The following is an 18,108-nucleotide window of genomic DNA, read 5'->3' on the forward strand; positions in this document are numbered from 1 at the left end:
CCTGCATTCCCTTTTTACAACGACGACAGGAGACAAGAAATGAAAGACATGCGAATGCAGCGCCGAGACGTGCTGTTGGGGGCGGCCGCCACGGGCCTGGGGCTGGCCACGGGGGCCGGACCTGTGTGGGCGCAGGCATCGGCCTGGCCGACCAAGCCGGTGAATCTGGTGGTGCCGTTCCCTGCGGGCGGCGGCACCGACGCCTTTGCGCGCCCGCTGGCGGCGCAGTTCTCCAAGGTGACTGGCAAGACGCTCGTGATTGACAACCGGGGTGGCGCTGGCGGCACCGTGGGGGCCAGCTTTGCCTCCAAGGCCGCGCCGGATGGCTACACGCTTTTCATGGGGGCTGTGCACCACGCCATTGCGCCGTCGATGTATCCCAAGCTCGACTACGACATCGAGAAGGATTTCATCCCGCTGTTCCTGCTGGCCAACGTGCCCCAGGTGGTGGTGGTCAACCCCAAGAACGTGCCGGTCAGCAACTTCCAGCAATTCATCGAATACGTGAAGCGCAACCCCGCCAAGCTCAACTATGGCTCGGCTGGTGCGGGCACGTCGCACCACCTGGCCGGTGAGCTTTTCAAGCAGCAGACCAACACCTTCATCACCCACATCCCTTACCGGGGCGCGGGCCCCGCATTGCAAGACCTTATCGGTGGCAATGTGGACATGATGTTTGACGGCCTCGGCTCGTCGGCCACCCACATCAAGAGCGGCCGCATCAAGGCGCTCATGGTGTCTGGCCCCAAGCGCAACGCGGCCTTCCCGGACGTGCCTTGTGCCTCCGAGGTGGGCTTGCCCGACTACACCGTGACCACCTGGTACGGCCTGTGGGCGCCCAAGGGCACACCCGCTGACGTGCAGGCGCGCATCGTGGATGAAGTGCGCAAGCTGGGGGGCGCAGAAGAGCTCAAAACCATCTGGGCCAACAACGGCGCCGAATACGGCGGCCTGACCCAGCCGCAGTTTGCCGCCATGGTCAGCAGCGAGGTCAAGCGCTGGGCGGCGGTGGTGAAGGCTTCTGGCGCAAAACTTGATTAACCCCCTAAGGCACTTCGCGCCATCCCCCTGAGGGGGATGCCACCCGTGGCCTGGCAGAGCCAGTTCCACGGTGGCACTGGCGATGGCGTTGCGCCAGTTGTTGTGGGGCGTGGACTTTGCAATCGTGATGGACAACGAATATGTCGGGTGAAGTGTTGATGGATGCCGGTGAGCGTGGTGTGGTGCATGTCACCTTGCGCCATGCCGGGCGGCTGAACGCGATGTCGCGGGGCATGTGGCGGCAGCTGCGCGAGGTGTTTGAAGACATCCAGCGCCGCAGCGATGTCCGCTGTGTGCTCATGGCCGGCCAGGGCGATGCCTTCTGTGCGGGCGGGGACATTTCGGAATACCCGGGTTTTCGGTTTGACGCTACTGCCTTGCGCGACTTTCATGAGAACGATGTCTGGGGCGGGCTGAACGCCATGCTTTTGTGCGACGTGCCCGTCGTGGCCCAGATCAGCGGTGCCTGCATGGGCGCTGGGGTGGAGATTGCCAGCTGCTGCGACATCCGTGTTGCGGGCAGCGCCGCCCGATTTGGCGCCCCCATCGCCAAGCTCGGTTTCCCCATGGCCCCGCGCGAGGCGCAGCTGGTGGCCGGTGCCGTGGGCGACATGACGGCCCGGCAGATGCTGCTGGAAGCCGTCACCTTCAGCGCTGCCGACATGCTGGAGCGGGGTTTCTTAAGCCGGGTGGTGGCCGACGACAGGGTGGCCGCCGAGGCCTTGGGCAGCGCGCAGCGCATTGCAGCATTGGCACCCCAGGCGGCCCGCATGAACAAACAAACATTTCGAGCATTAAAAGTGCCCCTGGCGCTTGATGGTAAAGCGCAGAATGCTATAAAAAATATAGCATTCGATCCGCTCAATCCCTATGCATATGCGGACAGCGCCGAGCACCGAGAAGGCATCACCGCGTTTCTTGAAAAACGCGCTCCCGTGTTCTGACGGGCCTTACCCACTTTTTTTGTTGATCTGACCTTTTGCAACTCTGCAACTTTGCACCACTGCCATGAGCCAACACAACCTCTTCAGCGCCCTGCGCGCAGCCTTCCCTGCAGACCTGGACAGCACCGCCGTCGAAACGACGGCGCCCGATGGCGCTCCGCTGCTCTACACCTGGGCCGACCTGGACCACGCCAGCGCGCGCATCGCCAACCTGCTCACCGCGCTGAAACTGCCTGAAGGCAGCCGCGTGGCCGTGCAGGTCGAGAAGTCGGTCGAAGCGATGCTGCTGTATCTCGCCACCTTGCGTGCGGGCTATGTGTTTTTGCCCCTCAACACGGCGTACCAGAGTGCCGAGATTGAATACTTCATCGGCAACGCCGAGCCTGCGGTGGTGGTGTGCAGCCCTGGCAACTTCGGCTGGGTGTCCAAGATAGCGTTCACGCTCGGCACTCAGCATGTATTCACCCTGGGCGACGACCGCACTGGCAGCCTGTTGGACCGCGCCGCGCACCATGGCGACACGCACACGCCTGTGCAGCGCAAGGCGGACGACCTGGCCGCCATCCTGTACACCAGCGGCACCACCGGCCGCAGCAAGGGCGCGATGCTCACGCACGGCAACCTGCTGTCCAACGCGCAGGTGCTCAAGGAGTACTGGGGCTGGACGGCTACCGGAGGGCCTGACGGCCGTGGCGACGTGCTCATCCACGCATTGCCCATCTTCCACGTGCACGGCCTGTTCGTGGCCATCCACGGCGCGCTCATCAATGGCAGCAAGATGATCTGGTTCAGCAAGTTCGACCCCAAGGCCGTGCTCGCTGCCATGCCCCGCGCCACCGTCTTCATGGGCGTACCCACGCTCTATGTGCGCCTGCTGGCCGAGCCGGGGCTGAACAAAGAGGCCGCCAGGAACATGCGTTTGTTCGTCGCAGGCTCGGCGCCGCTGCTCATTGAGACCTTCAACGAATGGCAGCAGCGCACCGGCCACACCATCCTGGAGCGCTATGGCATGAGCGAGACCATCATGCTCACCTCCAACCCCTACGCGGCTGACAAGCGCCATGGCGGCCAGACCGAGCGGCGCGGCGCCACCGTGGGCTTCCCACTGCCCGGTGTGGGCCTGCGCGTGGTGGACGACGCCAACAAACCGCTGCCCGTGGGCGAGATCGGCGCCATCCAGGTCAAGGGGCCCAACGTCTTCAAGGGCTACTGGCGCATGCCCGAGAAGACGGCCGAAGAGTTCACGCAAGACGGCTGGTTCAAGACCGGCGACGTGGGCAAGGTGGACGCGCGCGACTACGTGAGCATCGTGGGCCGCAGCAAGGACCTCATCATCAGCGGCGGCTACAACGTGTACCCGGCCGAGATCGAAGGCTACATCAACGACATGCCGGGCGTGGCCGAAAGTGCGCTAGTGGGCGTGCCACACCCCGACTTTGGCGAAGTGGGCGTGGCTGTGGTCATTGCCAAGCCCGGCGCACAGCTCAACCCTGAGGCCATCGTGGCATCGCTCAAGTCGCAGCTCGCCAACTTCAAGATCCCGAAGAAGTGTTTTGTGGTGCCCGAACTGCCCCGCAACACCATGGGCAAGGTGCAGAAGAACCTGCTGCGCGAGCAACACAAGGGCCTGTTTGCCTGAGTGGTTTTAGTGGTTGCAACTCGACGCTGAATGAAAGAAGGGCCTGCAGGCCCTTTTTTCATGCAAGCTGTTTGGCCGCCTCTTTGCCCGGAGGCACGGAGCGGGATTGGGCATCGCCCTGGGTCTGTTCCAGGGGCGTGCCTGGCAGCCACCGGCAGGCCAGCAGTCCCAGCAGCGCGACCGCCGCTGTAAATCCCCAAACCCACTGCAATGGGTGTGCCGCCGCGGCGCTGCTCACGGGCTGTTGAAGCGTCGAGGAGTGAAAAACGGTGCTGAACAGTCTGGTGAGCAGCGCCACACCCACAGCTCCGCCCAGGCTGCGCAGCATCACTGGTACGGCCGTGGCGATGCCTATGAGTTGCACCGGTGCTGTACGCTGAGACACCATGGTCACGATGGGAAACAGCAGACCAATGCCCGCACCAAGGGGCAGAAGACAGGCCGACAGTGCCAGTGGTTGGGTGGGTGTCAGTTCCATGGCCAGGGTCAGCAGCGCAAAGCCAGCGACCACGAGTACGCTTGCTGCTGTGCCGAGACCCCGCGCCGGAATGCGCGAGCGCAGCAGGCGACCGCTGGCAATGGCCGCGGCAGTCACTCCCGCCATCAATGGCAGCAAATGCCAGGCCGCCGTCGTAGGCGCCAGGTGCAGTGTGGTTTGCAGGTAGATGGGCATGAAAACGACCGCAACATACAGCGCCAGACCCGTCACCAAGCTGATGGTGGCTGCTGCGGTATACATAGGCCGAGCAAACAAAGACAGGGGTACCAATGGATACTTGGCGTGCCGCTGCCGCAGCACAAAAGTGCTCGCGCTCAGTGCGCAAGCAATGCCCAACGTGCTGATAGACAGCCATGCAGGGAGTTGCAGGCGCTCGCGTTGTGTCATCAGCAAGGCGCTGCTCAGGGCGCCGGTGAGTAGCAGTGCACCGAGGTGGTCGATGGGCTTGCGTGGTTCTGGGAACGGATGGCGCAATGTGCTTGCCAGCACGGCAAATGCGGCCAGTGCGAGGGGCGCGTTGAGCCCGAACGCCCAGCGCCAGGAAAGGTGCTCGGTCAACCAACCGCCGGTGAGCGGCCCGAACATGGTTGCCACGCCATAGACCGCGCCCAAAAGCGCTTGATAGCGCCCCCGCTCCTGTGGCGGGGCCATGTCGGCCACAACGAGCATGGTCAGTGTCATCAGACCGCCGCCCCCAGCACCTTGAAGCGCCCTTGCCAGCACCAGTTGCAACATGCTTTGGCTGGCCGCGCAGGCCGTGGACCCGAGAAAGAACAGGGCGATGGCCAGCAGCAGCATGGTCTTTTTCCCGTGCACGTCGGCCATGCGGCCGTACAGTCCAATCACCACGGTGGCGGCGAGCAGGTATGCCGAGAACGTCCAGGCGGAGGGCAGGGTGCCCGGCAGGTCGCGTTGGATCAACGCAAGCGCAGTAGAGAGGATCGTTTGATCCAGCGCTGCCAAGACCAGCATGAGCATGAGCGCCACCAGGGATAGCGCGGTGGATCGGTAGGCTGGCGCAGAGAGGGAAGGGGTGGAGGAAGGCTGGTGTGACATGGGGCGGGAGTGTTCCCGTACACCAATGTTTTGTACAGTGCAATGTATTGAATATACAGTTGCACAAAATGAAACTTTACGACCTGAACCTGCTCGTGGCACTGGATGCGCTGCTTGCCACCGGCAGCGTGACTGCAGCAGCCGAGCGGGTGCATCTGAGTACGCCGGCCATGAGCCATGCGTTGGCGCGTATTCGCGAAGCGTTCGGTGATGAAATCTTGGTGCGGGCGGGGCGTAAGCTCGTGCCGACCCCGCGCGCCCTGGCGCTGGTCGAGCCAGTGCGCATGTTGCTGGCCCAGGCGCAGGCACTGCGTTCACCGGCAGACCGTGACGGCCTGCTGCAAGTGCGCAGGCATTTTGTGGTGCGAGCCCCCGAAGGCATTGCCGTCGTGTATGGCGCTGCCTTATCGCAGGCACTTGCGCAGGAGATGCCGCAGGCCAGCTTGCAGTTTCTGGCGGAGAGTCATAACGACCCCAGCGCTTTGAGAGAGGGGAGGGTGGACCTTGATGTGGGTATGTTCCGCAGCCGCGATCCAGAAACCGAGTGGGTAGAACTATCGCACCAGAAAGTGGTAGGCACGGCACGTATCGGCCATGCGCTGCTGGCCCAACCTGTCACTCCAATGCGCCTGGCGGCAGCGCGCCATGTGGGCGTAGCGCTACGCCCGGGCGAAACCAACCCGCTGGACGCAGCTCTGACTGCACTGGGCCTGCAACGTTTGGTGGCCTTGGTGGTGCCCAGCGCTTTTACGGCGTTGATTGCTGCGTCACGTTCAGACCTTGTCGCCTGTGTCCCGGAGCGCGTGGCACGTGCGATGGCACCCTCGCTCAAGCTGAATGTGTTTGTATTGCCTCTGCCGGTGGAATCCGACCCTATGCGCATGGCGTGGCATCCGCGCTATAGCGCCGATGCTGCACACCTCTGGTTGCGCGACAACCTGATACGTGTGCTGGAGGACCCGATGCTCAAGGGCCCAACCGCGCGCGTTTCGCGCCGCCGCCTTTGACGACATGGCACCGATGTGGCTGCTTCCGACGCAGACCAAGCAACTGGAACATCAGTTTGAAAGAGCCTTGATCTCTCAGCGCAGGACTAGCACCGGAATGTGCGAATGCGTCAGCACATGCTGCGTTTCACTGCCCAGCAACAGGCGCTTGAGGCCCTTGCGGCCGTGGGAAGCCATCACGATCAGGTCGCACTTGTGCTTCTTGGCGGCCGAGATGATGGCTTCGGCCACGAGGTCGGATTTGGCGATGACGGCCTTGACTGTCACCCCCTGGGCGCCGCCCTGGGCTTTCACGCCATCGACCATGGCCTGGGCTGCGTCGCCCCATTGCGATTCGATGCGTTTCACGTCATTCGTATCGACGGGCATGCCGCCTTCGAAGTAGCTGCGTGGGTAGCGTGGCACCACCTTGAGGGCTACCGCAGATGCGCCGGTGAGGGCGGCCAGGGACAGCCCATGTTCCACGGCCTTGTCCGAGAGGGGTGAGCCGTCCGTTGCGATCAGGATGCGCTTGTACATAAAAGATCTCCTCAAAGTGATGGAACGAGCTTAGGATGAATCATGTTCCGGGACTTGATGCAGGTCAATGTACGTGTCATGTCCGAACGATAGGCTTGAACCATGTCAATGTTTCGACCCGGTGCGCCGGCCCCATCCCCGGTGCATGCGCTTGGTGCTGTCCCTGGTGCGGAGCCCCCCGCGCAGGCCATGCTGCTGGATGATCCGCAGGAGTGGTCGGCGTTCGGTCGCCCCCTTGCGCCAGCAGACAAGGCACCCGCAGATCCTGCCACTTGCGCCTGGGACTCCCACGTGGTGCTGGAGGGGATGCACTGCGCGGCCTGCGCGCTCACTATTGAGGATGCCCTGCGGAGGGTGCCTGGCGTATTGCAGGCAGACGTGAGTGCCGCCACGCGCCGCGCGCGTGTGGTGTGGCAACCCTCGCAGGTGCAGCCCTCGCAGTGGATGGAGGCCGTGCACAAGGCGGGCTACCGGGCCATGCCCGCCATGGATGCCTTTGTCCGCGAGCAGCGCCAGCGCGAGAGCCGCCGCGCCCTGTGGCGCTGGCTGGTGGCAGGCTTTTGCATGATGCAGGTGATGATGTATGCGTGGCCCGCGTATGTGGCGCAGCCCGGGGACTTGACGGGCGAGATGGAGCAACTGCTGCGCTGGGCCTCATGGGTCATCACGCTGCCCATGGTGGTGTTTTCGTGCGGCCCCTTTTTTGCCAGCGCGCTGCGCGACGTCAGGCAGCGCCGGGTGAGTATGGACTTGCCCGTGGCGCTGGGCATGGCCATCACCTTTGTCGTGAGCACTGCGGGCACCTTCGACCCCGCGGGCATCTTTGGCAAGGAGGTGTACTACGACTCTTTGACCATGTTTGTCTTCTTCCTGCTTACCGGACGCTGGTTGGAGCTGCGCCTGCGCGACCGCACGGCCGGTGCGCTGGAGGCTGTGATGAACCGCCTGCCCGACAGCGTGGAGCGGCGTGCGGCCGATGGCAGCTTTGTGCGCGTGGCCACGCGCCGCGTCGTGGTGGGTGACACCATTCGCGTGTTGCCGGGTGAGGCGTTTCCGGCCGATGGGCGCATCACCCTGGGCAACACCCATGCGGATGAATCCTTGCTGACGGGTGAGTCCACCCCCGTGGCGCGCGCTGAGGGCAGCGTGGTCACGGCGGGCAGCTACAACCTGCAGGCGCCGGTGGAGGTGCATGTAGAAGGCACGGGCGGGCAGACCCGCTTTGCGCAGATCGTGGCGCTTATGGAAAGCGCGTCGTTGCAGAAGCCACGCCTTGCCCAATTGGCTGACCGCATTGCCCGCCCCTTTTTGCTGGCGGTGCTGGCGGCGGCGGGCTTGGCTGCGGTGTACTGGTGGCCGTCTGACCCAGGGCATGCGCTCATGGTGGCGGTGGCCGTGCTCATCGTCACCTGCCCCTGTGCGCTGTCGCTGGCGACCCCGGTGGCGATGCTGACGGCCGCTGGCACGCTGGCACGCCACGGCGTGTTGGTGCGCAACCTGCAAGGGCTGGAGGCGCTGGCCCGCGTGGACACCGTGGTGTTCGACAAGACCGGGACGCTCACGCGGGACGGCATGGCGCTGCGGGCCGTGCGCACGGCCAGTGGGTGGACCGCCGAGGAAACGCTGTTCCTGGCTGCTTCCCTGGCGCGCCACTCGATGCACCCGGCATCGCGCGCGGTGGCGGCGGCCGCTACGGCGAGTGATGGTCGCTGGGGGGTGGCTGGTTTGCAGGAGGAAGCGGGGTTGGGTTTGGTAGCCATGGTGTGCGACACCAGGAACGCAGTCCAGCCCGCGCGCAAGGTCCGACTCGGATCTGCGCACCACGCAGGCGTGGCGGCGGACGATGCCAGTACCGCGCTGCAGGTGGTGCTGTCGGAACAACATGCCGATGGCCCGGTGTCAGAGCTGGCCCGTTTCGACCTGGTGGAAGACCTGCGCCTTGAGGCGCCCGCCGTGGTGGCTGCGCTGGAGCAGGGTGGCGTGGCGGTGCAATTGCTGTCGGGCGACCGCATGGGCGCGGTGCAGCGTGTGGCGGCACAGGCAGGCATTGCGCAGGCGGCGGGCGAGTGCACGCCGCAGGGCAAGCTGGCTGCATTGCAGGCGCTGCAGGCTGCTGGCCACCAGGTGGCCATGGTGGGCGACGGTTTGAACGATGGCCCGGTGCTGGCCGGTGCGCACGTGTCCTTTGCGTTTGGCCGCGCAGTGCCGCTGGCGCAGTCGCAGGCCGATTTTGTGGTGCTGGGCGACAGCCTGGCTTTGGTGCCACAGACCGTGCTGCTGGCGCGCCGCACCTTGCGCGTGGTGCGCCAGAACCTGTGGTGGGCGGCGGGCTACAACGCGTTGTGCGTTCCGCTGGCGGTGTTGGGCTGGATGCCTGCCTGGCTGGCCGGGCTGGGCATGGCGCTGAGCTCATTGTTGGTGGTGCTCAATGCGGCACGTCTCGCACGTGACCTGCCTCCGCTGCCCGGGATGCAGGAGATGCCACGGAAGGAGGAGGGGGCTCTGTCTCCTTCCTCAGTCCTTTCTGCCAGCAGCGCATTGCAGCCGTCCCTGGATCTTTCGAAGACAACCCTGGAGCCTGTCTGATGGACATCCTTTATCTCCTGATTCCGCTGTCTGTGATGCTGGTTCTTTTGATTCTGGGAGGGCTGTGGTGGGCGGTGTACCACGGCCAGTTCGAGAGCGTGGAACAAGAGGGCGAGCGCATTCTCCGAGACGGTTGACTTGTGTCAATGCCCGATAGCCCCGACTGCAACAAACTCTTACTGCATTACAAAGAGGTGCCCGATGGATTCTCCAAAAACAAGTGCTGCGCACTACAACGATACGGTGGTGCGGCAGTTTTCTATCATGGCCGTGGTTTGGGGGGTGGTTGGCATGCTGGTGGGCGTCATCATTGCCGCCCAACTTGCCTGGCCTGAGCTCAACTTCGGCATTCCGTGGCTCAGCTATGGGCGCTTGCGCCCGCTGCACACCAACGCGGTGATCTTCGCGTTCGGCGGCTGCGCGCTGTTCGCCACCAGCTATTACGTCGTGCAGCGCACGAGCCAGGTCCGCCTGTTCGCCGGGCCGCTTGCGGCGTTCACGTTTTGGGGTTGGCAGCTGGTCATCGTGGCCGCAGCCATCAGCCTGCCGCTGGGCTACACGTCCGGCAAGGAATACGCAGAACTTGAATGGCCCATCGACATCCTGATCACGCTGGTCTGGGTGTCCTACGCCATCGTGTTCTTTGGCACGATCGGCGTGCGCAAGGTCAAACATATCTACGTGGCCAATTGGTTCTTCGGCGCGTTCATCCTGGCCGTGGCTTTGCTGCATGTGGTCAACAGCGCTGCGATTCCTGCAGGCTTCATGAAGAGCTACTCGGCCTATGCCGGTGTGCAGGACGCCATGGTGCAGTGGTGGTATGGGCACAATGCGGTGGGCTTTTTCCTGACCGCTGGTTTCCTCGGGATGATGTACTACTTCATCCCCAAGCAGGCAGGCCGTCCGGTGTACAGCTACCGCCTGTCCATCGTGCACTTCTGGGCGCTGATCTTCACGTACATGTGGGCCGGCCCCCATCACCTGCACTACACCGCGCTGCCCGACTGGACGCAATCGGTGGGCATGGTGTTCTCGCTGATCCTGCTGGCCCCCAGCTGGGGCGGGATGATCAACGGTGTGATGACGCTGTCGGGCGCCTGGCACAAGCTGCGCGACGACCCTATCCTGCGCTTCCTGATCGTGTCGCTGTCGTTCTACGGCATGTCCACGTTCGAAGGTCCGATGATGTCCATCAAGACCGTCAACGCCCTCAGTCACTACACGGACTGGACCGTGGGCCACGTGCACTCGGGTGCGCTGGGCTGGGTGGGCCTCATCTCCATGGGCTCGCTGTACTACCTGGTGCCCCGCCTGTTCGGCCGCGAAAAAATGCACTCCATCAAGGCAATCGAGCTGCACTTCTGGATGGCCACCATCGGCATCGTGCTGTACATCGCCGCGATGTGGATCGCTGGTGTGATGCAGGGCCTGATGTGGCGCGCCATCAACCCCGACGGCACGCTCACCTACACCTTTGTGGAAAGCGTGAAGGCGACCTATCCGTTCTATGTGATCCGTGTGGCCGGTGGTCTGCTGTACCTGGGCGGCATGGTAGTGATGGCCTGGAACGTGTGGGTGACTGCGATCTCCGGCCGTTCGGTCAAGGTGGCGATCCCTGCCGTGAATGCGGCCCACGCCTGAGCCGAAGGAGATAACTCATGTCTAACAACAACCCATCGAATTCGACCGGCTTCTCCCATGAAAAGGTGGAGACCAACAACTTCCTGATGATCGTGCTGATCCTGCTGGTGATCGCCATTGGTGGCCTCGTAGAGATCGTTCCGCTGTTCTTCCAGAAGTCTACGACTGAAGCGGTCAAGGGTGTCGAGCCCTACAACGCCATGCAACTGGTGGGCCGTGACATCTACATCCGTGAAGGTTGCTACAACTGCCACTCGCAGATGATCCGCCCCTTCCGCGCTGAAACGCTGCGCTACGGGCATTACTCGGTGGCGGGTGAGTTTGTGTATGACCACCCCTTCCAATGGGGCAGCAAGCGCACGGGCCCCGATCTGCACCGCGTAGGGGGCAAGTACAGCGATGAATGGCATCGCATCCACCTGAACAATCCGCGCGACGTGGTGCCCGAGTCGAACATGCCCGCCTACCCCTGGTTGGAAAAAAATGCCGTGGAACCCGCCAGTGTGGCCCCCCGCATGAAGGCCTTGCGCACGGTGGGGGTGCCTTACACCGACGAGCAGATCGCTGCATCTGCCGCCGACGTCAAGGGCAAGACCGAGATGGAAGCGCTGATCGCGTATCTGCAAGTCATGGGCCGCGCGCTCAAGTAAAGGAGATTCGCCATGGACATCACCACCATGCGCATCGTTGCCACGCTGGCATCGATGGCCTGCTTTGTCGGCATTTGGGTCTGGGCCTATCGGGGCCGCAACAAGGCCCGGTTTGACGAGGCCGCGCGGCTGCCCTTTGAACAAGATTGATCCCACCAGAACGAGAACACCCCATGAGTGACTTCACCAGCAATTTCTGGTCGGTCTTTGTGACCACACTGACCCTGGTCGGCATCATCGCCTGCGGCATCCTGCTGTGGATGGCGGGCCGCAAGAAGGTGATGGCCACCGCCGACAACACCACTGGCCACGTCTGGGACGAGGACCTGGTCGAGATGAACAACCCCCTGCCGCGCTGGTGGGTGTGGTTGTTCGTCATCACCATCGTCTTCGGCTTTGGCTATTTGGCGGCCTACCCAGGTCTCGGCAGCTTTACCGGCAAGCTCAACTGGACGCAAAAGGGCGAATACGAAGCCGAGATGGCCAAAGCCAAGACCGAACTGGAGCCGCTGTATGCCCGCTTCACTTCGATGAAGCCGGAAGACATTGCCAAGGACCCACAGGCACAGGCCATTGGCGAGCGCCTGTTCATGAACAACTGTGCGCAATGCCATGGCTCGGATGCCCGGGGTAGCAAGGGCTTCCCCAATCTGGCCGACGGCGATTGGCTTCATGGCGGCGTGCCCGAGAAGATCCGGGAAACGATCGAGAAAGGTCGCGTCGGCAACATGCCTCCCATGGCTGCGGCAGTGGGTTCCCCTGAAGATGTGCGCAATCTCTCACACTATGTGCTGAGTCTGTCTGGTAGCCCCCACGATTCGCTGCGTGCTTCGCTGGGCAAGTCCAAGTTCACGGCATGCGCAGCCTGCCACGGAATGGATGGCAAGGGCAATCAGGCACTGGGTGCCCCGAATCTCACAGATGACATCTGGCTGCATGGCTGGGGCGAGGCGGCCATTACTGCCATGGTCAACAACGGCAAGGTCAACCAGATGCCCGCTCAGGCGGACAAGCTCACAGAAGCTCAGATCGGTGTACTGTCGGCCTACGTCTGGGGCCTGTCGAACGGCAAGTAGGCGCCCTGCACGTTAAACCTTGGACGGTACTTTGGTGCCGCTCCAAGGATTGTTTGAACTGAGTACTTCGAAGCAAACGGATCGACACCACCATGAAGCCACCCAGCGAGCCCGCTCGCAAGGTCATCCCGATTTCACCGATTGCATCCGATGGCTCGTCGCAGGGCGAGATTGTGTCTCTCTACGAGGCGCAAAAGAAAATCTATCCACGCTCCATCAGTGGCGTGTTTGCACGCTGGCGCTGGGGCATGGTGTTTCTCACGCAGCTCGTTTTTTACGGGCTGCCCTGGTTTGAATGGGGGCAGCGCCAGATGGTGCTGTTTGACCTGGGGGCTCGGCGGTTTTACATCTTCGGCCTGGTTCTGTACCCCCAGGATTTCATCTACCTCACGGGCCTGCTCATCATTTCTGCGCTGTCGCTGTTCCTGTTTACGGCGGTGGCGGGGCGGTTGTGGTGCGGATTTGCGTGCCCGCAAACGGTCTATACCGAAATGTTCATGTGGATCGAGCACAAGATCGAAGGTGATCGCAGTGCCCGACTACGGCTGGACAACGGCCCATGGACCTTCGAGAAAGTCCGCAAGAAGTTCTTCAAGCAGGTGATCTGGATCGCGGTGGCGCTGTGGACTGGGTTTACGTTCGTGGGCTATTTTGTGCCCATCCGTGAGCTTGGTGCGGAGTTGCTGGTGATGCAGGGGGGCTGGCAGATATTCTGGGTGCTGTTCTACGGCTTTGCCACGTATGGCAATGCGGGCTACATGCGCGAGCAGGTGTGCAAATACATGTGCCCCTATGCGCGCTTTCAGAGCGCCATGTTCGACAAGGACACGCTGATCGTCAGCTATGACGTGGAGCGGGGCGAACCGCGCGGCCCGCGAAACAAGAACATCGATCACAAGGCCAAAGGTCTGGGTGACTGTATTGACTGCACGCTGTGCGTGCAGGTATGTCCCGTGGGCATCGACATCCGCAAGGGGCTGCAGTATGAGTGCATTGGTTGCGGGTTGTGCGTGGATGCTTGCAACACGGTCATGGACAAGATGCACTACCCAAAGGGGCTTATCCGGTTTTCCACACAGAACGGCGTGGCGCAGCGGTGGAGCCAATCGCAGATCCTGCGCCGGGTACTCCGGCCGCGTGTGCTGATCTACAGCGCAGTGCTGGTAGCCCTGTGCGTGGGCATGATGGCGAGCCTTGTCACGCGCACGCCGCTCAAGGTCGATGTTGTGCGTGACCGCGCTGCGCTCTCTCGCATCGTCGCCGGTGGCAAGCTGGAGAACATCTACCGCCTGCAGATCATGAATGCAACCGAAGGACCCCAACGCTATCGCATCGGTGCGCGTGGCCTTGAAGGGCTGGAAGTGGCGTCCGATGCTGAGGTGGAAATCGGAGCGGCGGAGTCCCGGTGGGTGGCTGTCCGACTGCAGATACCGTATGGTTCGGCGCCTTCAGGATCGCACGTCGTGCAGTTCGACGTGCAGGCACTCGGCGGGGCCGCCCATGTGACTGAGAAATCCGTGTTTCTGGTGCCGCGGTAACGCGCGTGCACACTGGTGCAAGGTCTTCGCGGGCCTTGCTTTGACGAAAAATATTTTTGAGGAGTCATCACATGCCATCCAGTTCCGCCCTCGGCACTGCCCCTTCCGCTACGGCGCCATGGTGGAAGTTCGGCCATGTCTGGCTGATCATCGCTGGTCCTGTGATCGTGATCATTGCGGGTTTTGTCACCCTCTGGCTGGCGATTTCGCGCCCCGACCCCGTGATCGCCGAGGACTATTACCGCCAGGGCATCGAGATCAACAAGACGCTGGAGACTCCACACAAGAGCCTGGCTCCCGCGATGAAAGGCCGCAACCATGCGGCAACTCCGGTCCAGGACCAGCCCCGCTGAACACCCCCTGGCCGTGCGGTTTGTCTGCCCGGCCTTACCAGGAGAAAAATCAATGTGGACGCAACGCCTGATGTGGATTGCATGGCCCGCCTTCTTGATGGCAGGCGTCATGGAGGTGCTGGTTTTTGCGATGGTGGATCCGCAGGACTTGCACTGGTTTGGGCAGCCGTTGGCGTTGTCGCGTCAGGGCGTCTACACGCTTGCTTTTTTCGCGTTCTGGATGATCACCATGGCGTCCAGCGCATTGACGACATTGTTGGCGATGTCGCCCTTTGAACTCAACCGCTGCCCGGTCCCCGAAGGGGATCGCCCCGATGACTGTCGAAAGACTTCATCTTGCCCTTGATGGGCTGCGGTAGCTGGCCGGTAGATATGGAGAGAGGCCGCCGCCAACGCATCGCCTTGGTCAGTGGCAGGCCTGCTGGTTGTTCACGATGCGCTTGAGCGCATCGGTTTCCAGGATGCGCACATGGCGCTGCTTGACCTCGACAATACCTTCTTCCACAAACTTGGAAAATGTGCGGCTCACGGTTTCGAGCTTGAGCCCCAGGTAGCTGCCAATTTCCTCACGCGTCATGCGCAGTACGAGTTCGGACTGTGAAAACCCACGGGCATGCAAGCGTTGCACAAGGTTCAGCAGAAACGCTGCCAGGCGTTCCTCGGCGCGCATGCTGCCCAAGAGCAGCATCACCCCATGCTCACGCACGATCTCGCGGCTCATGATCTTGTGCACATGGTGTTGCAGCGCGGTGACCTCGCGGGACAGTTCTTCGATGCGGTCAAAGGGCATGACGCAGACTTCTGCGTCTTCCAGGGCCACTGCGTCGCAGGTATGGTGATCGTTCACGATGCCATCCAGGCCGATAATCTCGCCCGCCATCTGGAAACCAGTGACCTGGTCGCGCCCATCTTCGGTGGCTACACAGGTCTTGAAGAAGCCGGTGCGGATGGCATAGAGCGATGTGAAGGCTTCGCCGTTGCGAAACAGCGTTCCGCCCCGCTTGATCTTGCGGCGGACGGCAACGACTTCGTCAATGCGTTGCAGTTGGTCTTCGCTCAGGCCAACCGGCATGCACAGCTCGCGCAGGTTGCAGTTAGAGCAGGCGACTTTGATGGTGAGCGGGTTCATAGGCACAGATGCTGGGTTAGGTTTGAGCATATCGCCTCATCTGCCTGTAAGACAGGCTTGTGGGTACGGATGGGCGAATGACATGCATCAAATTGTCGCTGTTCGGCCCCGTGCATCACTTGATTCAGGTCAAGGACATGAGGAGCAGCTTACGGCACAGTCAAAGTGTACGCAAGGAATTTGCCCATGACTGCTGTTTCGCCTGATCTTCTGCGCCGTTTCGACGTGCCAGGGCCCCGCTATACCTCTTATCCAACCGCCGACCGTTTCGTCGAGGCGTTTGGGCAGGACGACTATGCGCTTGCACTGGAGCAGCGCAGGCTGGGCTCCATGGCGAAGGCGTTGCCGTTGTCGCTGTATGTGCACATCCCCTTTTGCGAGTCGCTGTGTTACTACTGTGCATGCAACAAGATCATCACCAAACACCATGATCGGGCAGATACCTATCTGCGGTACCTGAGCCGCGAAATCGATCTGCACACAGCGCACTGCGGCACGGGGCAGGTGGTGAGCCAGCTGCACCTGGGTGGCGGTACGCCTACTTTTTTGTCCGACGACGGCTTGCGTGAACTCATGGCCATGCTCAAGCGCAGCTTCTCACTCGCGCCGGGCGGAGAGTATTCGATTGAAGTAGATCCGCGAACCGTCAATGCCGACCGCCTTGCCGTGCTCGCGGAACTGGGATTCAACCGACTGAGTTTTGGAGTGCAAGATTTTGATCCTGAGGTTCAAAAGGCTGTTCATCGCATACAGCCTGCCGAGCAAGTGTTTTCGCTGGTGGAGTCCGCACGTTCGCTGGGCTTTGAATCCATCAATGTGGACTTGATCTACGGCCTGCCGCGCCAGACGCCCGAGTCGTTTGATCGCACGCTGGCCCAAGTTGTGCAGCTGCGGCCTGACCGCATCGCCCTGTATGCCTATGCCCACCTGCCGGAGCGCTTCAAGCCCCAGCGCCGCATTGTTTCTGCCGAGTTGCCCACAGGGGCGGGCAAGGTGTCGATGCTGTCCCGCTCGCTGGCTGCCTTCATGGACGCTGGGTACGTGTATGTGGGCATGGACCACTTTGCGTTGCCGGCCGACGCATTGGCGGTTGCCAAGCGCCAGGGCCGTCTGCACCGCAACTTCCAGGGCTACAGCACACAGCCCGATTGCGATCTGATTGGCCTGGGCGTGTCGGCGATTGGCCGGGTGGGGGCGACCTACAGCCAGAACGCAAAAACTCTGGACGAGTACTACGATTTTCTGGACCAGGGGCGCTTGCCAGTGGTGCGTGGGCTCGCCCTGACCCGCGATGACCTGGTACGCCGCGCCGTCATCATGGCGTTGATGTGCCAGGGCGAGTTGTTGTTTGAGCCCATGGAGCAGGCCTGGTTGATCGACTTTCGGGCTTACTTCTCTGCCGAGCTGGAGCAACTGGAAACCATGGCTGAGCAGGGACTCGTCGTGGTGAGACCCGACGGGGTCGAGGTGACGGCCATGGGCTGGTTCTTCGTGCGCGGCATCGCCATGGTTTTTGACCGTTACCTGCAGGCAGATCGCAACCGAGCCCGTTTTTCGCGCATCATCTGACTCTCATGATTGCAACGGTTGCCTCGACCGCCTTGCTGATGGGACTGGTTGGCGGGTCCCATTGCTTAGCCATGTGCTCCGCGCCCTGCGCAGCGTTGGTGGGGCAGGGAGAGTCGCGGAGTTTGCCCAAGACGGGTGGGAATTTGGAGGTACAGGCTTCCTCGCAGACGGTCCAAACTGTGCAATGGATGCCTCGGGGTGGTGTCATTCGGCGCACGGCTGCTTTCCATGTCGGTCGGCTGGCTGGGTATGCCGTGGCGGGCGGTTTGGCCGCGCTCGCCATGGACAGTCTGGCATGGTTGACCCAACAGACGGCGGCGCTGCGCCCGGCGTGGACCCTGGTCCATGTCGCGGTGATGGCCTGGGGGTTGATGATGATGGTCCAGGCCCGCCAGCCCCAATGGGTGGAGCAGGCGGGTCGCACTGTGTGGTCACATGTCAAGCCGCTTGTCAGCGCCCCTGGCGGGGTTCTCGCTGCAGGGGGACTCTGGGCGCTGATGCCCTGTGGATTGCTTTATTCGGCCCTGTTGGTAGCCGCCCTGAGCGGTGGACCCTTGGAAGGGGCGTTGACCATGGCGTTGTTTGGCCTGGGCAGCGGTGTGTGGCTGGTGGGCGGGCCGTGGGCATGGGCACGGCTGAAAACACGGATCAATACAGCGCGTGCGGACTGGGGGACCCGTATCGCGGGGGGCTTACTCTGCGCAGTCGCCAGCTGGGCACTGTGGATGGACTTGGTCTACAAACCATCGCTGTGGTGCCGTTAGCTTGTTTTCAACCGGAAGTTGCAGAGCAAAGGGGTTGACGAGTTCCTTTAAACCCATGTCTATACAAGGGTGATCTGGGGTGGGCTGCGCGGACGCA

General features: G+C 62.3%; 18 protein-coding genes. 15 read left to right on the plus strand and 3 right to left on the minus strand.

Translation table 11 applies throughout. From position 1 onward, the window contains the following. Positions 1–39 precede the first annotated feature (39 nt). From ARADN35_RS0107345 to ARADN35_RS0107355, 3 genes are all read left to right on the plus strand, one after another. Positions 40–1,041, plus strand: coding sequence for a Bug family tripartite tricarboxylate transporter substrate binding protein (locus ARADN35_RS0107345; protein WP_010460637.1), 1,002 nt, complete (start codon positions 40–42; stop codon positions 1,039–1,041). Positions 1,042–1,181: 140 nt separating this feature from the next. Beyond that, complete coding sequence (locus ARADN35_RS0107350) at positions 1,182–1,985, plus strand: enoyl-CoA hydratase/isomerase family protein (protein WP_010460638.1); 804 nt, start codon at positions 1,182–1,184, stop codon at positions 1,983–1,985. Between the two features lie 64 nt (positions 1,986–2,049). Continuing rightward, the gene (locus ARADN35_RS0107355) at positions 2,050–3,624 is read left to right on the plus strand and encodes a malonate--CoA ligase (RefSeq protein WP_010460641.1); all 1,575 of its coding nucleotides are present in this window, start codon (positions 2,050–2,052) and stop codon (positions 3,622–3,624) included. 58 nt (positions 3,625–3,682) lie between these two features. Here ARADN35_RS0107355 and ARADN35_RS0107360 read toward each other — a convergent pair whose 3' ends face one another. Next, positions 3,683–5,179: an MFS transporter gene (locus ARADN35_RS0107360; RefSeq protein ID WP_050812464.1), complete on the minus strand. Its 1,497-nt coding sequence runs from the start codon at positions 5,177–5,179 to the stop codon at positions 3,683–3,685. A gap of 68 nt (positions 5,180–5,247) precedes the next feature. Here ARADN35_RS0107360 and ARADN35_RS0107365 point away from each other — a divergent pair, with 68 nt between their 5' ends. Then, positions 5,248–6,186: a LysR family transcriptional regulator gene (locus ARADN35_RS0107365; protein WP_010460644.1), complete on the plus strand. Its 939-nt coding sequence runs from the start codon at positions 5,248–5,250 to the stop codon at positions 6,184–6,186. 75 nt (positions 6,187–6,261) lie between these two features. On the opposite strand, the gene ARADN35_RS0107370 is transcribed toward ARADN35_RS0107365, so the two are convergent. After that, positions 6,262–6,705: a universal stress protein gene (locus ARADN35_RS0107370; RefSeq protein ID WP_010460646.1), complete on the minus strand. Its 444-nt coding sequence runs from the start codon at positions 6,703–6,705 to the stop codon at positions 6,262–6,264. Between the two features lie 189 nt (positions 6,706–6,894). Here ARADN35_RS0107370 and ARADN35_RS0107375 point away from each other — a divergent pair, with 189 nt between their 5' ends. The 9 genes from ARADN35_RS0107375 to ARADN35_RS0107415 all read left to right on the plus strand — a co-directional run bounded on the left by ARADN35_RS0107375 (position 6,895) and on the right by ARADN35_RS0107415 (position 14,895). Continuing rightward, positions 6,895–9,291: a heavy metal translocating P-type ATPase gene (locus ARADN35_RS0107375; protein WP_010460648.1), complete on the plus strand. Its 2,397-nt coding sequence runs from the start codon at positions 6,895–6,897 to the stop codon at positions 9,289–9,291. After that, a complete protein-coding gene (gene ccoS, locus ARADN35_RS0107380) occupies positions 9,291–9,428 on the plus strand; it encodes a cbb3-type cytochrome oxidase assembly protein CcoS (RefSeq protein ID WP_010460651.1) in 138 nt (45 codons plus the stop codon). Before ARADN35_RS0107375 ends, ccoS begins: the two co-directional genes overlap by 1 nt. Positions 9,429–9,492: 64 nt before the next feature. Next, a complete protein-coding gene (gene ccoN, locus ARADN35_RS0107385) occupies positions 9,493–10,932 on the plus strand; it encodes a cytochrome-c oxidase, cbb3-type subunit I (protein WP_010460653.1) in 1,440 nt (479 codons plus the stop codon). Between the two features lie 17 nt (positions 10,933–10,949). Beyond that, on the plus strand, positions 10,950–11,582 hold the full coding sequence (gene ccoO, locus ARADN35_RS0107390) for a cytochrome-c oxidase, cbb3-type subunit II (protein ID WP_010460654.1): 633 nt from the start codon (positions 10,950–10,952) through the stop codon (positions 11,580–11,582). 12 nt (positions 11,583–11,594) lie between these two features. Next, complete coding sequence (locus ARADN35_RS0107395; RefSeq protein ID WP_010460656.1) at positions 11,595–11,732, plus strand: cbb3-type cytochrome oxidase subunit 3; 138 nt, start codon at positions 11,595–11,597, stop codon at positions 11,730–11,732. 23 nt (positions 11,733–11,755) lie between these two features. Next, positions 11,756–12,658 carry a cytochrome-c oxidase, cbb3-type subunit III gene (gene ccoP / locus ARADN35_RS0107400; RefSeq protein ID WP_010460658.1) on the plus strand — a complete coding sequence of 301 codons (903 nt, stop codon included), beginning with the start codon at positions 11,756–11,758 and terminating at the stop codon, positions 12,656–12,658. Between the two features lie 92 nt (positions 12,659–12,750). Further along, complete coding sequence (ccoG, locus tag ARADN35_RS0107405) at positions 12,751–14,196, plus strand: cytochrome c oxidase accessory protein CcoG (RefSeq protein ID WP_010460660.1); 1,446 nt, start codon at positions 12,751–12,753, stop codon at positions 14,194–14,196. Positions 14,197–14,267: 71 nt separating this feature from the next. Further along, on the plus strand, positions 14,268–14,549 hold the full coding sequence (locus tag ARADN35_RS0107410; protein WP_010460663.1) for a FixH family protein: 282 nt from the start codon (positions 14,268–14,270) through the stop codon (positions 14,547–14,549). A 52-nt stretch (positions 14,550–14,601) separates the two neighbouring features. After that, on the plus strand, positions 14,602–14,895 hold the full coding sequence (locus tag ARADN35_RS0107415; RefSeq protein WP_010460664.1) for a hypothetical protein: 294 nt from the start codon (positions 14,602–14,604) through the stop codon (positions 14,893–14,895). Between the two features lie 60 nt (positions 14,896–14,955). Here the strand turns inward: ARADN35_RS0107415 and fnr are convergent, their stop codons facing one another. After that, positions 14,956–15,678 (minus strand): fumarate/nitrate reduction transcriptional regulator Fnr, encoded by a 723-nt coding sequence (gene fnr, locus ARADN35_RS0107420; protein WP_010460666.1) that lies wholly within the window; start codon positions 15,676–15,678, stop codon positions 14,956–14,958. 186 nt (positions 15,679–15,864) lie between these two features. Between fnr and hemN the strand changes: the two genes are divergently transcribed. Both hemN and ARADN35_RS0107430 read left to right on the plus strand, forming a co-directional pair. Further along, on the plus strand, positions 15,865–17,247 hold the full coding sequence (gene hemN, locus ARADN35_RS0107425; protein WP_010460668.1) for an oxygen-independent coproporphyrinogen III oxidase: 1,383 nt from the start codon (positions 15,865–15,867) through the stop codon (positions 17,245–17,247). A gap of 5 nt (positions 17,248–17,252) precedes the next feature. Continuing rightward, positions 17,253–18,011: a sulfite exporter TauE/SafE family protein gene (locus tag ARADN35_RS0107430; protein ID WP_010460670.1), complete on the plus strand. Its 759-nt coding sequence runs from the start codon at positions 17,253–17,255 to the stop codon at positions 18,009–18,011. Positions 18,012–18,108 lie beyond the last annotated feature (97 nt).

This window comes from Acidovorax radicis N35, from assembly GCF_000204195.1.
GTDB lineage: Bacteria > Pseudomonadota > Gammaproteobacteria > Burkholderiales > Burkholderiaceae_C > Acidovorax > Acidovorax radicis.

Bases quoted from the DNA above. Each gene is read 5' to 3' on its own strand.
- ARADN35_RS0107345 (WP_010460637.1), top strand. From the start codon at position 40: ATGAAAGACATGCGAATGCAGCGCCGAGACGTGCTGTTGGGGGCGGCC.
- ARADN35_RS0107350 (WP_010460638.1), top strand. From the start codon at position 1,182: ATGTCGGGTGAAGTGTTGATGGATGCCGGTGAGCGTGGTGTGGTGCAT.
- ARADN35_RS0107355 (WP_010460641.1), top strand. From the start codon at position 2,050: ATGAGCCAACACAACCTCTTCAGCGCCCTGCGCGCAGCCTTCCCTGCA.
- ARADN35_RS0107360 (WP_050812464.1), bottom strand. From the start codon at position 5,179: ATGTCACACCAGCCTTCCTCCACCCCTTCCCTCTCTGCGCCAGCCTAC.
- ARADN35_RS0107365 (WP_010460644.1), top strand. From the start codon at position 5,248: ATGAAACTTTACGACCTGAACCTGCTCGTGGCACTGGATGCGCTGCTT.
- ARADN35_RS0107370 (WP_010460646.1), bottom strand. From the start codon at position 6,705: ATGTACAAGCGCATCCTGATCGCAACGGACGGCTCACCCCTCTCGGAC.
- ARADN35_RS0107375 (WP_010460648.1), top strand. From the start codon at position 6,895: ATGCTGCTGGATGATCCGCAGGAGTGGTCGGCGTTCGGTCGCCCCCTT.
- ccoS (WP_010460651.1), top strand. From the start codon at position 9,291: ATGGACATCCTTTATCTCCTGATTCCGCTGTCTGTGATGCTGGTTCTT.
- ccoN (WP_010460653.1), top strand. From the start codon at position 9,493: ATGGATTCTCCAAAAACAAGTGCTGCGCACTACAACGATACGGTGGTG.
- ccoO (WP_010460654.1), top strand. From the start codon at position 10,950: ATGTCTAACAACAACCCATCGAATTCGACCGGCTTCTCCCATGAAAAG.
- ARADN35_RS0107395 (WP_010460656.1), top strand. From the start codon at position 11,595: ATGGACATCACCACCATGCGCATCGTTGCCACGCTGGCATCGATGGCC.
- ccoP (WP_010460658.1), top strand. From the start codon at position 11,756: ATGAGTGACTTCACCAGCAATTTCTGGTCGGTCTTTGTGACCACACTG.
- ccoG (WP_010460660.1), top strand. From the start codon at position 12,751: ATGAAGCCACCCAGCGAGCCCGCTCGCAAGGTCATCCCGATTTCACCG.
- ARADN35_RS0107410 (WP_010460663.1), top strand. From the start codon at position 14,268: ATGCCATCCAGTTCCGCCCTCGGCACTGCCCCTTCCGCTACGGCGCCA.
- ARADN35_RS0107415 (WP_010460664.1), top strand. From the start codon at position 14,602: ATGTGGACGCAACGCCTGATGTGGATTGCATGGCCCGCCTTCTTGATG.
- fnr (WP_010460666.1), bottom strand. From the start codon at position 15,678: ATGAACCCGCTCACCATCAAAGTCGCCTGCTCTAACTGCAACCTGCGC.
- hemN (WP_010460668.1), top strand. From the start codon at position 15,865: ATGACTGCTGTTTCGCCTGATCTTCTGCGCCGTTTCGACGTGCCAGGG.
- ARADN35_RS0107430 (WP_010460670.1), top strand. From the start codon at position 17,253: ATGATTGCAACGGTTGCCTCGACCGCCTTGCTGATGGGACTGGTTGGC.